Genomic DNA, 15,090 nt, shown 5'->3' with positions numbered 1-15,090 from the left:
GTAATTGAGTAAACGTTTTACACGTTTATGTGTAGAATACGCGTCAACCTTGTAATGATGAGAGTTGTTATGTCCAACATCGTTCCTGCGAACTTTGCACGCCGTTTGGCTTCACTTATATACGACAGCTTAGTTGTAATTGCATTTGCCATGCTTACGACTATTGTATTTCTGCTTATTATTAATGGATTTATTTCATTTGGGCTCTTGTCACTAGGTAGCCATGAAGATGTGTCTGCTTTGATCCAAGCAACCCCAATTTTATATACGGCAAGAACAGTCTTACTAGTGGCTGTATCTGTACTATTTTTCGCTTATTTCTGGACAAAGAGCGGTCAGACTATCGGTATGCGAGCTTGGCGCTTAAAAGTACAAACACATAATGGTGAGTTATTAACTTGGCCAACCGCAATTGCGAGAAGCTTATGTGCTCTACTTGGGCTTGGCAATTTATTAGTGTTAATCGACTTTAAGAAGAAAAGATCGCTGCAAGATTTGCTCTGTGGAACGCAAGTTATCGTATTAAGTAAAGAAGAAAATAAAAAGGTATACAACAGCTTGGACTGAAGTTTCGCTCAGCAATAACCGTTATTCTGTGTGCAAAAATATAGGCCTCACTTGAAGGCCTATATTTTTTAGCTGAAAAGGTAATACCAACTAAATTTAAGGGAGTAAAGTTAGCAAATTGGTATTAATTTTGTCTTTTTAGTAGATGTATTGCCAATCCAATGAATAATAAACTTGGCATCAGCGCCCCAACAACGGGAGGCACTTGATACACCATCACGATGGGACCAAAAATTTCATTACTCAAATGAAATGCTAAACCAGTGATCACCCCCATGATAATTCTGGCTCCCATGCTTACTGTTCTAAGAGGCCCAAAAATAAAAGAAAGTGCGACCAACAGCATCACCCCTATCGTCAGCGGCTGCATCACCTTACGCCATAGCGCCAGCTCGTAACTACTTGCGTCTTGCTCATTTTGTTTCAAATACGCTAAAAACGACCATAACCCCGTAAAAGATAGCGCGTCTGGTTCTACTGAGACTACGCCAAGCCTGTCCTCACTTAACTCAGATTCATACAACATGGATTTGGAATAGTGAGTAGTGATTTGCTGCTGACTCAAAAGCACTTCTTCAACATCCTGCAATTGCCAGCCACTCGGGGTACTTTGTGCCGATTGCGCACGCACAATTTTTGCAAGAGTTAGCGAATCGTCGAAGTAGTAGATGGCAATGTCTTTTAATTGCCCACTTTTTTCAACATTACTGATGTTGATGAAATTGCTCCCGTCTTTAGCCCAAACACCACGCTGAGCACTGTAAACTTCACCACCGTAGATAGCTTCATTTTTAAGCTTTTTTGCAGTTTGCTCTGCCTTAGGAGCGCCCCACTCTCCTAAAGCCATCATAAATAACGCCAGTACCACCGCGGTCTTCATTACTGACATTATAATTTGCAGGCGTGACCAACCAGCGGCCTGCATCACAATAAGTTCGCTGCTAGATGCCAACGCGCCAAGCCCAATTAAGCCACCTATTAATGCGGCCATAGGAAAAAACACCACGACATCACTGGGCATGCTATAAAGGGTATATAACATCGCACCAAGCAGGTCATAGCTTCCACGACCCACAGAGCGCAACTGTTCAATAAACTTGATTAAGGTATTAATACCCACAAATACCAGCAGTGCAAACCCAGTAGTTTGCAGAATACTTCGGCCTAGATACCAATCTAGTGTCTTCATCATGCCGTTGTCTCCCGCTTCATAAATACCGATCGCACCCAAACACCAAACGGCCGCCCCTTAGCGATTAAATAAACACCAATAAATAGTACACATAGGTGGATCCACCATAAACCAACAGATGCAGGAACTTTTTCTTCCGCTAGTAAAAATTTACCGGCATTGAGGAGGATAAAATAGCCCAAATATAATGCGATAGCAGGAACCAATTTCGCAAATTTGCCTTGCCTTGGGTTAACCACACTCAATGGGACTGCGAGCAGGGTTAGCAACAAAATAGAAATAGGTACTGACAGTCTCAACTGAAATTGTGCTTTGGCTTCAGGCGTATCCATTTCTAGTAACTGTAGACTAGGAATAGCCTCTAGTTTTCGACGCTGATGCTCTATTTCTTGTTCTTTAATTTGCACTTGATAGCTACCAAATTCAGTTCTATTTAGCGCCTGACTGAAACCATCGGTTTCGTAGCGTTTACCATCATGAAGCAACAGCTGCTGCTCACCGGTCTCTAATTCTATGACTTCACCTTTTTTGGCATACACTAAGCGTGCAGCCTGATTAGAATCTTTTTCAGGGAGTTGTGCTACAAATACTTTGTTTAGTTCACGTCCCTGGTCACTGATCCCATGGACAAATACCACCGCTTTTTCATTTCCGGTTTGTTGAAACCTACCTGCACGAAGAGCAGATAAACCTGACTCGGCATCAGCCTGCTCTCTTAGCTGATACTCTTTTTCACTGGCCCATGGCGCTATATACATGCTCACGCAAGCCGCAAGTAACGCGAAAAAGGCGCTAGACACCAACGTCACTCGCACAACATACCATTCGCTTACCCCGCAGGCTTTTAATACTGTCATTTCACTGTCAGCATAGATGCGACTATACGCAAGAATTATCCCAAGAAAGAGGCTCAGCGGTAAAATGTAGCCAGCCAGTTGCGGCAATTTTAAGGCTAGCATAGCAAGCACTAACTTACCGGGTATACCTCCTTCAGATGCAGAGCTCAGAATGAGTACAAACTTTTGTGACAAAAAAATTGTCATTAGGGTGAGAAAAACCGCAATCTGAGATTTTAGTACCTCACCCGTTAAATAGCGGAAAATAAGCAATGTTCGTCCCTATAAAACGTCTCGTTTCACTGGAATAGTGGGAAAAATTGAGTAAACTGATTATTTTAGTCAGTTTATTATATGTCAATGTAACGCAATATCCTACCTAAGGTTAAAGCATAATCACGACTTTAATGTAGGAAAGTGTGTTGACATCAAAAGTTCAAAAAGACATAACAAGACTCAGGAGTCGCAATGGAATTCAGCGTTAAAAGTGGTAGTCCAGAGAAACAACGCAGTGCATGTATTGTTGTAGGTGTATATGAACCACGCCGTCTCTCACCAATTGGTGAACAGCTGGATAAAATAAGCGAAGGCTACATCTCCAACTTACTCAGACGTGGTGATCTTGAAGGCAAACCAGGGCAAGTTTTACTGCTGCACCATGTTCCTAACGTGTTAAGTGAACGTGTTTTATTGGTCGGCTGTGGTAAAGAAAGAGAATTAGACGACAAGCAATATAAACAAATTATCTCAAAGACCATCAATACATTGAATGAAACCGGCTCAATGGAAGCGGTATGTTTCTTAACAGAACAACATGTAAAAGGCCGTGACACCTATTGGAAAGTTCGCCAAGCTGTTGAGACCACACAAGACTGTTTATATACCTTTAATCAATTAAAGAGTAAAAAGAGCGAAGCAAGACGCCCACTTCGCAAAATAGTGTTTAACGTCCCCACACGCCGTGAACTAACTATTGGTGAAAGCGCGATTGAACATGGCCTAGCGATCGCCGCGGGAAGCAAGCTGTGTAAAGACGTAGCAAATATGCCACCAAATATCTGTAACCCACGCTATTTAGGTGAGCAGGCACAACAATTGGCTGAAGACTTTGATAATGTGACGGTAAACCTTGTTGGCGAACAAGAAATGGAAGAGCTGGGTATGCACTCTTACCTAGCAGTTGGCCGTGGCAGCCATAACGAGTCGGTGATGTCGGTGATCCACTATAATGGTGGTGATGAAGGGCAAGCACCAATCGTATTCGTGGGCAAAGGGCTCACTTTCGACTCCGGTGGCATCTCTATAAAACCAGGAGAAGCCATGGACGAAATGAAATACGACATGGGGGGTGCCGCTGGCGTGCTTGGTTTGATGCGCGCAGTAGTACAAATGCAGCTACCACTTAACGTCATAGGTGTATTAGCAGGCTGTGAAAACATGCCTAGCGGCGATGCTTATCGCCCTGGCGACATTCTAACAACTATGTCTGGCCAGACCGTTGAAGTACTTAACACGGATGCCGAGGGTAGGTTGGTGCTATGTGATGCCTTAACGTATGTTGAAGCCTTCGAGCCAGAGACGGTTGTAGATGTTGCAACACTCACTGGTGCCTGCATTGTCGCACTTGGCAGTCATGCTACAGGTTTGTTATCTAACCACAACCCGCTAGCCCATGATTTACTCAAAGCATCTGAGCAAAGTGGTGACAGAGCATGGCAACTGCCACTTTGGGATGATTATCAAGAGCAGTTAGAAAGCCCATTTGCAGACTTTACTAACTTAGGCGGTCGTGCAGCTGGCACAATCACAGCAGCATGCTTCTTATCTAAGTTTACTAAAAAATACAACTGGGCGCATTTAGACATCGCGGGTACCGCATGGCGTAGCGGCAAAAACAAAGGCGCCACGGGCCGTCCTGTGCCTATGCTGATGCAATATTTACTTAACCGCGCCAATATCACGGATGCACAGCAAGATTAACACTTTTGGTCGCGAACTTGTTTAAGCAAGTTCGCGACATCAAATCACGGCCTATTCCCCCATCATAGCCAAAGGCTACAGAGTACTTAAATTTCCCAAGTCGGCGATCCCCACCACTTAATTATATTTTATTCTGCTTAGTTTGGTTCTTGATTGATGGTATTGCCTTTATATGGCAGAATACAGCCTTATTTATGTGCATTTATATGGCGCTATATTTAGTTTTAAACTAAGCCGCGCATACTAACTTTATTAGTCTACTCAATCACAGTAAAAACATTACAGATGTTGAGCAGCTGTGGAGTCTGTGGCAAACCTCAGGACTCCTCGCAATTGGTATTATTATCATGACTATCAAAGCGCGCTTTTACGTGTTAAAACAAAACGATGAGCCGGGGGTTAGCGTTCCGGCTCATTTTGATCTGGCAGCACAAACTGCGGCGAGCTTATATCAAGCTGGACACCGTATCTTTGTTAACGTTGATAATACTGACGACGCTCATTTATTCGATGAGCATCTTTGGTGTTTTGACGCAGACAGATTTGTGCCCCACAACTTACAAGGCGAAGGCCCCAAAGGCGGCGCACCAGTGGAAATTGGCACTATGCCTCCTGCTGCTCGTCGCCCCGTGCTCATTAATCTGGCTCGGGTCATCCCTGACTTTATTCGTCGCTTTGAGCAGGTGATAGATTTTGTGCCTGTTGAAGCCAGCGCTAAGCAAGCCGCGCGAGAACGCTTTAAGCAACTTCGTGCACTTGGCGCAACAATTTCCACTGAAGACATTGAGAAATAGCATTTTTAGGGTTCTGTGTAATGGATAAAACCTACAATCCACAAGATATTGAACAGTCTTTGTATCAAGACTGGGAGTCAAATGGCTACTTTAAGCCATCAGGCAATGGTGACGCATACTCGATTATGATCCCACCGCCGAATGTCACAGGTAGTCTACACATGGGCCACGCGTTCCAAGACACTATCATGGACACGTTGATCCGCTACCAGCGTATGAAAGGCAAGAACACGCTTTGGCAAGTGGGCACTGACCATGCAGGTATTGCAACTCAGATGGTGGTTGAGCGTAAGCTTGCAGCCGAAGAAGGTAAATCACGCCATGATTTAGGCCGTGACGAATTCATCAATAAAATCTGGGAATGGAAAGAGCAATCAGGTGGCACAATCACCAAACAGTTACGCCGTTTAGGTGCATCTGTAGATTGGGATAGAGAACGTTTTACCATGGACGATGGTCTGTCTGAAGCGGTAAAAGAAGTATTCGTGCGCCTATATCAAGATGACTTAATCTACCGCGGTAAGCGCCTTGTTAACTGGGATCCAAAATTACACACTGCGATTTCTGATTTAGAAGTTGAAAACAAAGATAAACAGGGTCATATGTGGAATTTGCGCTACCCGCTTGCGGATGGCGTAACCACTAAAGATGGTAAAGACTACATTATCGTAGCAACCACACGTCCAGAGACCATGCTAGGTGACACTGGTGTTGCAGTAAACCCGGATGATGAACGTTACCAAGACTTAATTGGCAAAGAAATTCTACTTCCTATCGTCAACCGTCGCATCCCTATCGTTGCTGATGAACATGCGGATATGGAGAAAGGTACAGGCTGCGTAAAGATCACACCAGCACACGACTTTAACGATAACGAAGTTGGTAAGCGTCATGAGCTGCCAATGATCAACGTGTTCAACAAAGACGCAGCTGTTCTGAATACGGGTGAGTGCTTTACTTTTGATGGTAAGCCACTTGAAGCGATGGATGCCCCAATTCCAGAGCGTTTCCACTGCCTTGACCGTTTCGATGCGCGCAAGCTAATTATTGACGAGTTTGAGCAGCTTGGTCTACTTGAGAAAATCGACGACCACAGCCTAACTGTGCCTTACGGCGACCGCTCTGGCGTAGTTATCGAGCCACTACTTACCGATCAGTGGTATGTTCGCGTAGCTCCTCTTGCAGAGCCTGCGGTAAAAGCGGTAGAAGATGGTGATATTCAATTCGTACCTAAGCAATACGAGAACATGTACTTTTCTTGGATGCGTGATGTTCAAGACTGGTGTATTTCCCGTCAACTTTGGTGGGGCCACAGGATCCCAGCTTGGTATGATAATGAAGGTAATGTATATGTTGGCCGTGACGAAGTAGAAGTACGTCAAAACCATAACCTTGATGCAAGCGTAGTACTTACACAAGATGAAGACGTATTAGACACTTGGTTCTCTTCAGCACTGTGGACTTTCTCAACATTAGGTTGGCCTGAAAACACAGAAGATCTAAAGGTATTCCACCCTTCAGATACCTTGGTTACTGGTTTCGACATTATCTTCTTCTGGGTAGCTCGCATGATCATGATGACCATGCACTTCATCAAAGATGAAGATGGTAAACCTCAAGTTCCATTTAAGACCGTTTATGTGACTGGCCTTATTCGCGATGAAAATGGCGATAAGATGTCTAAGTCAAAAGGTAACGTGTTAGACCCACTAGACATGATTGATGGTATCGATCTTGAGAGCCTAGTGACTAAACGCACGGGCAACATGATGCAGCCACAACTAGCTGCAAAAATTGAGAAAAACACGCGCAAAACATTTGCCGATGGTATTGAAGCACACGGCACAGATGCCTTGCGCTTTACCCTAGCAGCAATGGCGTCAACGGGACGTGATATCAACTGGGATATGAATCGTCTTGAAGGTTACCGTAACTTCTGCAACAAGCTTTGGAATGCTAGCCGTTATGTATTGATGAACACAGAAGAACAAGACTGTGGCTTCAATGAGAACGAAAAAGTGTATTCTCTTGCCGATCGTTGGATTTTAGGGCAATTCCAAAATACGGTTAAGGTGTTCTCTGAGCACTTAGATAACTACCGTTTTGACCTTGCAGCAAATACGATTTATGAGTTCACATGGAACCAATTCTGCGACTGGTATCTTGAGCTAACAAAGCCAATTCTGTTTAAAGGAAATGAAGCACAGCAGCGTGGTACACGCCATACGCTTATTACCGTGTTGGAAGGCTTACTTCGTTTGATGCACCCACTAATGCCTTATATCACAGAGACCATTTGGCAACGTGTAGCACCAATCGCTGGGGTCGAAGCAAAGACAATTATGCTTGAAGCCTTCCCTGTATTTGACGAAAGCAAAGTTGATGCGCAAGCGATGGCAGACCTTGAGTGGGTGAAGCAATTTATTATCGCTATCCGTAATATTCGTGGTGAAATGGATATCAGCCCAAGTAAGCCGTTAAACGTGTTACTTGCTGGTGCAAGCGACGATGACAAGCGTCGTCTAGAAGAAAATCAAGCTTTCTTAAGCGCATTAGCGAAACTGGAAACAGTAGACTTACTCACAAGCAAAGACGAAGCACCAGCTTGTGCAACTGCATTTATTGGCGACCTTGAGATTATGATCCCAATGGCAGGCCTGATTGATGTTGAAGCAGAGCTTGCGCGTATTGCTAAGCAGCTTGAAAAAGCAGAAAAAGGCCTAGCTCAGGTTGAGAAAAAACTTGCAAACGAAAAGTTTGTAAGCAATGCACCTGAAGCAGTACTTGCTAAAGAAAAAGCGAAATTAGCTGAGTTTAGCGATGCGAAAACAAAGCTACTTGAACAAAAAGCTAAGATAGAAAGCTTATAATCGCTTTTTATTGTCCAGCTTTTTAGCTATAAAATCGAAAAAGCCGCAAAATTGCGGCTTTTTTCATAATACTAATTAATTTTACTGTTGTTCAAATAAGCTGTCTGTGCTCAGCCCTTCGTGCTGTAAAATGTCTTTTAAACGTCTCAGTGCTTCTACTTGGATTTGTCTTACACGCTCTCTAGTTAAGCCTATTTCGCGGCCAACATCTTCAAGCGTAGACGGTTCATAGCCAAGTAGACCAAAGCGTCTTGCCAACACTTCTCGCTGCTTTGGATTAAGTTCACCAAGCCAGTCAACGATATGCTTATTAATATCATTGCTTTGTACTTCAGTTTCTGGACCACCACCCTTTTCGTCCGCGATAATATCGAGCAGTGCTTTGTCATTTTCACCACCAATAGGCGTATCTACTGAGGTGATCTTCTCATTCAAACGTAGCATCTTACTGACTTCTTCGACTGGTTTATCGAGGCACTCAGCGATTTCTTCCGCAGTGGGTTCATGATCTAACTTTTGCGTCAACTCTCGAGCTGTACGCAGATACACATTGAGCTCTTTTACGACATGGATTGGTAAACGAATAGTGCGAGTCTGATTCATTATCGCTCGCTCGATGGTTTGGCGGATCCACCAAGTTGCATAGGTAGAAAATCTAAACCCGCGTTCCGGGTCAAATTTCTCTACGGCTCTTATGAGTCCCAGGTTCCCCTCTTCAATCAGGTCAAGTAAAGCTAAGCCGCGGTTGTTGTAACGGCGCGCTATTTTCACAACTAGCCTTAAATTGCTCTCAATCATCCGTTTGCGTGAAGCTTCACAGCCTCTGAGTGCCTTGCGTGCAAAATACACTTCTTCTTCTGCACTGAGCAGAGGGGAAAATCCAATTTCACCTAAATAAAGCTGAGTAGCGTCCAAGTTTTTAACCACTTCTTCTTTGGCAAAAACATCTTCGTCATCTTCGAGATCTTCGAGCAATTCATCTTTTGGTTCGTCGATGTTGTCATCGTCAAACTTATCTAACTCTGGAGTTGATTTTGTAGGTAATTTTGCAGTGTGAGCCATAAGTATTCTCCCCAAGCGAATAAAAGTACGGGTACTCGACCTAATCGATGTACTCACATACTTTATGGCAAGTATTTTGCCGGGTTTACAGCTTGGCCTTTAAAACGGATCTCAAACCTCAGTGCCGTCTTAGAAGCGTCTGTACTACCCATTTCGGCAATTTTTTCCCCAACTTTAACTTTTTGCTGTTCCCTGACGAGTAACTTAGCGTTATGAGCATAGGCGCTTAGATAATCATCTGTATGTTTCAAAATGATTAAATTACCGTATCCTCGCAGTGCGCTCCCTGCATATACAACTACACCGCCAGCAGCAGCCCTTACTGAAGTACCAGGTTTATTAGAGATTTCTAACCCCTTGTAACCGTTTTCTTTAACTGAAAACTGACGTGTTACCTTTCCTTCAGTCGGCCATTTCCATAGTACCTTATTATTATACAAAGCCTTGGCACTATTAGATTTTTGTGTGGCTTGTCTTTGAACATACTCTCGTTGTTTTGGCTTATCAAGCTCTTTTTTAGCGATTTTGTTACTTTTTTGTTTTAAAGACTGAGACTTGCGGTTTACTTTTGTATATTTATTGTTCTTTTTATTCTTATTTACTGGATACTCTAAGCGTATAATTTGATTCGGATAGATAGTGTACGGAGGCTTAATTTTATTGATTTTCGCAAGCGTTCTTACATCTTTGTTAGCACTAAATGCAATTGCAAATAAAGTATCGCCTTTTTTAACTTTGTAACTACTTCCGTTTATATTAATTTTATGTGTCGAAGTGGTCTTACCAGAATGCAATGTAGTAACAGGTGCTGGGGTATGATTTGATGAACAAGCAACAAGCAAGCCGCTTAAACAAATCGATATAATGACCCTAGGCTTGCGCATTACTTATATTTTCCAGTATGAATAAGGACTACTTTCATATTAATCTAACTTAAATTTATTGTATTTTCACACTTTACTGGAAAAAATAGAGATATTTTATGTAGTTGCTATGTGAGTTCAGCTTCACAGCATCTAAAAGTCAAAGCTACAACTTGTCCTTAATTTAACTTGGACTCGAGTCAACTAAAGACCTAAGCTCAACAGGTATACTATTACTCTGGCTTGAGACTACTTCTTAATCTAAGGCAAGCTTTTGCGTCAATAGCTAGCCTATTGAAAACAAGCTAAACGCAGTAGTATGGGATTGCAGCTACTAGAGAACAATTTATATCAATTATCTTAGTAAAGTTTGCTTTTTTAAGGCAAGGAAATCTTGTCAATAACACTACTCCCGCATTCTACTAACGCTGCGATAGCTACCTCCGTGGAAGCCAGACAAAAATTTTGCTATTTAGTTGTTCTAAATAAAAATTTTTTAACGTTGTTAGCGTCAGATTTCCCCCTTCAAATTGTGCAAGTATTAAGGCTAATTGGTATCAATATCTCGAGTCCAGATTATCTAATTTGAAGGCCGCCTTTACGCTATTTGCTTAAATTAATTTAAGCTCAGTTGAGTAGTAAACAGCCTGAGCTTCGGATAAGTAGCTAGAGTTTTTGACATCGGCTGTATATTATTGTCTAACTCACTTCACCGGCAACCAAAGGTACAAAGCGTACTGGCGCTAAGGCATGACGAATATATTGCTCTCCCTTTTTAACAAATAAAGTCAACGTTTGTGTCTCAACACCGATTGGGATGATCATTGCACCTCCGTCTTGTAGCTGAGCAAGTAAGTCATCAGGCACCGATTGTGCAGCTGCGGTGACAATAATGCCAGCAAACGGGGCTTTTGATGGCCAACCTTTCCACCCATCCCCATGCTTCATTGTGACATTGTATAAATCTAATAAGTGAAGCCGTCTTCTAGCTTGCCACTGTAATGATTTAATTCGCTCTATGCTAAATACCTGCTCAAAAACCTGTGCAAGAATGGCTGTTTGATATCCAGAGCCAGTACCAACCTCTAATATACTTCCCTTTACGCCAACTTGTTTCAATACTTCAGTCATTTTTGCGACAATAAAAGGCTGAGAAATAGTTTGTCCTTGTCCAATAGGAAGCGCTGTGTTTTCATAAGATTTATGCTTCAACACTTCGTCGACAAACATGTGCCTTGGGGTACTTGCCATTACCTCAAGTATTTGTTTGTCTACGACTCCTTGTTGTTTTAACAGCGCCACTAGCGCATTGGCGCTGCCCTGATAATTATTCAGCACACGCGCCTCTACAATAACCAGCTAGCCACTGCATCTAAGCTTTCGTGGGCGGTCATATCAACTTTTAACGGAGTAATTGCAGCATAACCATTATTCACTGCATGAAAATCAGTCCCTTCTCCAGCATCACTTTCACGCCCAAGAGTCCCGTACCAATATACGCTTCTACCCCAAGGGTCTATTTGCTCTGTCATCGTGTCAGCTTTGTGACGCGCCCCCAAACGCGTTACTTTTATTCCCTTGAGTTCATCAAGGGGAATATCTGGTACATTGATATTAATGATTTGGTCTTTTGGCAGTGGGTGATTTGCCAACTTTTTAATGATCTCTATTGTCACATGTGCTGCGGTTTCATAGTGCGCTTCATTTTTTGAACACAGTGATACCGCAATGGCAGGTAGCCCTAAATGCCGTCCCTCAGTCGCAGCAGCAACGGTTCCTGAATATAGCGTATCATCACCAAGATTGGCGCCATTATTAATACCTGCAACCACTAAATCAGGCAATTCATCAGTAAGTTTGCTGACACCTAAGTGAACACAGTCCGTTGGCGTGCCATTCACCGAAATAAAGCCATTATCTAATGTCGTTGCTCGTAAAGGATTTAAAAGCGTTAATGAGTTGCTAGCACCACTACAGTTTCGGTCTGGACCAATCACCGTAACATCAGCTATCTGAGACAATGCTTGATACAAAATAGCAATCCCTTTGGCGTGAACACCATCATCATTACTTAATAGGATCTTCATTTTTACCTCTTCTTTGGCAGGCAATGCGTAGCTTGTTGCCATCTGATTTTTTTATTTTGATTAGTCAATAGGTTGCAAGCAAGCCGAACCAGCTGTTGACTTAATATTAGCACTCTTCACAATGACTGCTAGCACCAGTTAATATCGTTTTGCTTTAATACCTACTCAATTTGCAGGCGTAAGTTTAACGTTCGCTGCAATAAATACCTCATCCTTAAAACGTCGAAGTTACAAACTTTTAGTCTGCCTATAGCACTGTAGGTACCTTGGCAATAGCAAGCTTAGGTAGTAGCGCTGCCACACCATTTTCTCTTAACCTAGTCCGCTTACACTCAATTAAGCAAATTAATATTACTCACCTGGAACTTTGACTATTTCTTACTAGCATCACGGTGATTGACAAGCTCTCTGAGCACAGCTGTTGCAAAAGTACCTTTTGGCAAACTAAATTCAAGTACCATAGAACTTTGTTCGGTCATACTAACTTTGAACTCTTGTGGCACTAATCTGAGTGCTCTACGCTCATTCTTCATACCAAACTCAGCCAACCCATTATGCCACTGTGAAAATGGACTCAACCACTCTCGCTCTTGTGGTAGTAACCCTTTTTCACCTTTACCAACTAATGGCGCAGAAAGCAGAATATCGTTACCTAACAGTCGTTCTATTAATTCGCAATCAATATCTGATTCAAAAAAAGCATTACTGCCATTTAAAAGGAATATTTCACGATGCCAGGTGGTTGCCAAGCCATGTTCAGCAACTCGACGGCTTACTACTTCATTAAAAAGGTGTGACCTCGCCGCGGACAAAACCAGGCCTCTGAGCTTTTTATCTCGAATTTTTTCACCATCAAACAATCTCTGTGCCATATCAAGGTTGTGACCATCATGACCAAAACGCTGCTCACCAAAGTAATTTGGGACTCCCTGACGCACTGCGTTAATACGAGACAAAATATCGAGTGGCTCAGTGACGTTACGTAACGTAATGGCGAAACGATTACCTTTATGGCAGCCTGTTTTCAGTTTTCGGTTATGTCTTACCTGTTTTACAATAAAGATTGAGTCACTATTGAGCGCGCTAAAGTCCAAAGGTTTTTTTATTGGCACCGGTACACTAAACCATTGGGTACAAACACCATGCCTATCTTTAATACCAGCATAACTCACCTCACGAGGAGGGAGCTGCGCAAACTCTGCTAATTTCTTCGCCACATATGCGGTATTTTCGCCCTTTTTAACGATTTGTAAGCAAACATGCTCACCTTCACCAGTAAAAGGTATGTCTAAGATCTCTTCAACCCGAAAGTCCTCTGGTTGTGACTTGAAGTCACCATCAGAGAGGGGTTTACCATATAGATAATTTAATGTCTTCATGTTTTAACCAGCAGCACGACTGCGTGACTTGAGATCCCTTCTTTGCGCCCCTCAAACCCCAGTTTTTCTGTGGTAGTTGCTTTCACATTAACTTGGTCTAGTTGGGTTTCACAGTCCGTCGCAATATTACCGCGCATCGCATCGATATGAGGTCGCATTTTCGGCGCTTGAGCTACAATGGTGACGTCAATATTCCCAATTTGATAACCTCGAGCCTTCACTTGTTCCATAACACGGCGCAACAAAATACGACTGTCTATATTTTCAAATTCACTCGCGGTGTCAGGAAAGTGTTTACCAATGTCTCCAAGTGCGAGCGCACCTAATAAAGCATCACATAACGCATGAATCGCCACATCTCCATCAGAGTGAGCGATAAACCCCTGTTCATAAGGAATTTTTTCGCCACAAATTGTCAGCGGTCCAGCACCACCAAATTTATGAACATCAAATCCGTGGCCAATTCTAATCATGCTGCTTACCTTGTTGTTGAATAATAAACTCCGCCAGAGGTAAATCCTCCGGAGTGGTGATCTTAATATTATCTGTGCGTGCGGCTATCAACTGAACTGGTTTTTTTTGTAATTCCATCGCTGACGCTTCATCTGTAATATTAGCGCCTTGCGCTAACCCAAGCTCCAGTGCCGCCAATAACTCTTCATACTTAAACATTTGCGGTGTGAAAGCCTGCCATAAAGACTCTCTCGGCACCGTTTTTTGCACCAATTCAGCACCACATTTAATCGTATCTTTAACTCTGGCAGCCAGTATGCCACCTTGTCCCTCATTAACACACTTTGCTATCAAGTGATGAATGTCTTCAAGCGCGACGAGAGGTCGAGCAGCATCATGCACGAGTACCCAATCAGGCTTACTCGAAGCTAACGCTCGTAGAGCGAGCAACACAGAATCAGCACGCTCCTTACCACCGTCACAGTGACCAAAGCGACTGTCCGGCAGCAAGCTCGTAGTAAAATAGCTATCTTCTTTCGATACGGCCACCATGAACTGCTCAACGCCATCCAGTTTCGCTAATTTCTCTAATGTGTGCACTAAAATAGGTTTGCCCAATAAAGGGATATACTGCTTAGGCACCTGTGCCTGCATTCTACTGCCGACACCGGCAGCTGGAATAATAACCGCTAATTTATCGTTTCTTTTCATGGGGTACTTTAGGTAATACGCGGATGAAGGTTTCGCCAGGCTTGATCATGCCAAGCTCATGACGAGCCCGCTCTTCAACCCCTTCGAGGCCCAGCTTGAGATCTTCAATATCCGCTTTGAGTAGTTTATTTCTTTTGCTTAGGTTGGTGTTAGTTTCTTGGTGCGATTTAACTACAGATTTAATCCGCGTGTAATCCTCCACGCCGTTGTGGCCGAACCAGAGTCTATATTGAATAAATAGCGCTAACACGAACAGCGCTAATTGAAAAAATCGCATCGTTTATTCCAAACTTCTA

At 43.0% G+C, this 15,090-nt stretch carries 14 protein-coding genes; 4 read left to right on the top strand and 10 right to left on the bottom strand.

Translation table 11 applies throughout. The features are described from left to right. Nucleotides 1–69 precede the first annotated feature (69 nt). The gene (locus tag D9603_RS07970) at nt 70–567 is read left to right on the top strand and encodes an RDD family protein (RefSeq protein WP_128730892.1); all 498 of its coding nucleotides are present in this window, start codon (nt 70–72) and stop codon (nt 565–567) included. Between the two features lie 124 nt (nt 568–691). Here the strand turns inward: D9603_RS07970 and lptG are convergent, their stop codons facing one another. Together lptG and lptF are read right to left on the bottom strand one after the other, a co-directional pair. Then, on the bottom strand, nt 692–1,759 hold the full coding sequence (gene lptG, locus D9603_RS07965; RefSeq protein ID WP_125250566.1) for an LPS export ABC transporter permease LptG: 1,068 nt from the start codon (nt 1,757–1,759) through the stop codon (nt 692–694). After that, complete coding sequence (gene lptF, locus D9603_RS07960) at nt 1,756–2,868, bottom strand: LPS export ABC transporter permease LptF (protein WP_128730891.1); 1,113 nt, start codon at nt 2,866–2,868, stop codon at nt 1,756–1,758. Before lptF ends, lptG begins: the two co-directional genes overlap by 4 nt. Before the next feature lie 195 nt (nt 2,869–3,063). On the opposite strand from lptF, the gene pepA reads away from it, so the two are divergent. The 3 genes from pepA (at nt 3,064) to D9603_RS07945 (ending at nt 8,239) form a co-directional block, all read left to right on the top strand. Beyond that, nucleotides 3,064–4,575 carry a leucyl aminopeptidase gene (gene pepA / locus D9603_RS07955; protein ID WP_125250568.1) on the top strand — a complete coding sequence of 504 codons (1,512 nt, stop codon included), beginning with the start codon at nt 3,064–3,066 and terminating at the stop codon, nt 4,573–4,575. Between the two features lie 347 nt (nt 4,576–4,922). Next, a complete protein-coding gene (locus D9603_RS07950) occupies nt 4,923–5,369 on the top strand; it encodes a DNA polymerase III subunit chi (protein WP_125250569.1) in 447 nt (148 codons plus the stop codon). A gap of 20 nt (nt 5,370–5,389) precedes the next feature. Next, nucleotides 5,390–8,239 carry a valine--tRNA ligase gene (locus tag D9603_RS07945; protein ID WP_128730890.1) on the top strand — a complete coding sequence of 950 codons (2,850 nt, stop codon included), beginning with the start codon at nt 5,390–5,392 and terminating at the stop codon, nt 8,237–8,239. Nucleotides 8,240–8,320: 81 nt separating this feature from the next. Here D9603_RS07945 and rpoS read toward each other — a convergent pair whose 3' ends face one another. The 8 genes from rpoS to ftsB all read right to left on the bottom strand — a co-directional run bounded on the left by rpoS (nt 8,321) and on the right by ftsB (nt 15,071). After that, a complete protein-coding gene (gene rpoS / locus D9603_RS07940) occupies nt 8,321–9,301 on the bottom strand; it encodes an RNA polymerase sigma factor RpoS (protein ID WP_125250571.1) in 981 nt (326 codons plus the stop codon). A 62-nt stretch (nt 9,302–9,363) separates the two neighbouring features. After that, nucleotides 9,364–10,185 (bottom strand): peptidoglycan DD-metalloendopeptidase family protein, encoded by an 822-nt coding sequence (locus D9603_RS07935; RefSeq protein WP_128730889.1) that lies wholly within the window; start codon nt 10,183–10,185, stop codon nt 9,364–9,366. A 678-nt stretch (nt 10,186–10,863) separates the two neighbouring features. Next, nucleotides 10,864–11,502: a protein-L-isoaspartate(D-aspartate) O-methyltransferase gene (locus D9603_RS07925; RefSeq protein ID WP_128730887.1), complete on the bottom strand. Its 639-nt coding sequence runs from the start codon at nt 11,500–11,502 to the stop codon at nt 10,864–10,866. Nucleotides 11,503–11,510: 8 nt separating this feature from the next. After that, nucleotides 11,511–12,251, bottom strand: coding sequence for a 5'/3'-nucleotidase SurE (gene surE / locus D9603_RS07920; protein ID WP_128730927.1), 741 nt, complete (start codon nt 12,249–12,251; stop codon nt 11,511–11,513). A 371-nt stretch (nt 12,252–12,622) separates the two neighbouring features. Then, the gene (locus D9603_RS07915; RefSeq protein WP_128730886.1) at nt 12,623–13,630 is read right to left on the bottom strand and encodes a tRNA pseudouridine(13) synthase TruD; all 1,008 of its coding nucleotides are present in this window, start codon (nt 13,628–13,630) and stop codon (nt 12,623–12,625) included. Further along, nucleotides 13,627–14,103: a 2-C-methyl-D-erythritol 2,4-cyclodiphosphate synthase gene (gene ispF, locus D9603_RS07910; RefSeq protein ID WP_125250575.1), complete on the bottom strand. Its 477-nt coding sequence runs from the start codon at nt 14,101–14,103 to the stop codon at nt 13,627–13,629. Before ispF ends, D9603_RS07915 begins: the two co-directional genes overlap by 4 nt. Continuing rightward, entirely contained in the window at nt 14,096–14,794 is a 699-nt protein-coding gene (gene ispD / locus D9603_RS07905; protein ID WP_128730885.1) for a 2-C-methyl-D-erythritol 4-phosphate cytidylyltransferase, read from the bottom strand. Before ispD ends, ispF begins: the two co-directional genes overlap by 8 nt. Next, nucleotides 14,778–15,071, bottom strand: a complete 294-nt coding sequence (gene ftsB, locus D9603_RS07900) for a cell division protein FtsB (RefSeq protein ID WP_125250577.1) — start codon at nt 15,069–15,071, stop codon at nt 14,778–14,780. Before ftsB ends, ispD begins: the two co-directional genes overlap by 17 nt. Nucleotides 15,072–15,090 lie beyond the last annotated feature (19 nt).

The organism is Pseudoalteromonas sp. PS5 (assembly GCF_004103255.1).
Classification (GTDB): domain Bacteria; phylum Pseudomonadota; class Gammaproteobacteria; order Enterobacterales; family Alteromonadaceae; genus Pseudoalteromonas; species Pseudoalteromonas peptidolytica.
Note: the sequence above shows the minus strand (reverse complement) of the source record. Positions and strands in the feature narration are given on the sequence as shown.

Excerpts from the sequence above, each read along its gene's own strand:
- lptG (WP_125250566.1), bottom strand. The coding sequence starts at position 1,759 with ATGATGAAGACACTAGATTGGTATCTAGGCCGAAGTATTCTGCAAACT.
- D9603_RS07970 (WP_128730892.1), top strand. The coding sequence starts at position 70 with ATGTCCAACATCGTTCCTGCGAACTTTGCACGCCGTTTGGCTTCACTT.
- D9603_RS07945 (WP_128730890.1), top strand. The coding sequence starts at position 5,390 with ATGGATAAAACCTACAATCCACAAGATATTGAACAGTCTTTGTATCAA.
- D9603_RS07950 (WP_125250569.1), top strand. The coding sequence starts at position 4,923 with ATGACTATCAAAGCGCGCTTTTACGTGTTAAAACAAAACGATGAGCCG.
- ispD (WP_128730885.1), bottom strand. The coding sequence starts at position 14,794 with ATGAAAAGAAACGATAAATTAGCGGTTATTATTCCAGCTGCCGGTGTC.
- pepA (WP_125250568.1), top strand. The coding sequence starts at position 3,064 with ATGGAATTCAGCGTTAAAAGTGGTAGTCCAGAGAAACAACGCAGTGCA.
- surE (WP_128730927.1), bottom strand. The coding sequence starts at position 12,251 with ATGAAGATCCTATTAAGTAATGATGATGGTGTTCACGCCAAAGGGATT.
- rpoS (WP_125250571.1), bottom strand. The coding sequence starts at position 9,301 with ATGGCTCACACTGCAAAATTACCTACAAAATCAACTCCAGAGTTAGAT.
- ftsB (WP_125250577.1), bottom strand. The coding sequence starts at position 15,071 with ATGCGATTTTTTCAATTAGCGCTGTTCGTGTTAGCGCTATTTATTCAA.
- D9603_RS07935 (WP_128730889.1), bottom strand. The coding sequence starts at position 10,185 with ATGCGCAAGCCTAGGGTCATTATATCGATTTGTTTAAGCGGCTTGCTT.
- D9603_RS07915 (WP_128730886.1), bottom strand. The coding sequence starts at position 13,630 with ATGAAGACATTAAATTATCTATATGGTAAACCCCTCTCTGATGGTGAC.
- ispF (WP_125250575.1), bottom strand. The coding sequence starts at position 14,103 with ATGATTAGAATTGGCCACGGATTTGATGTTCATAAATTTGGTGGTGCT.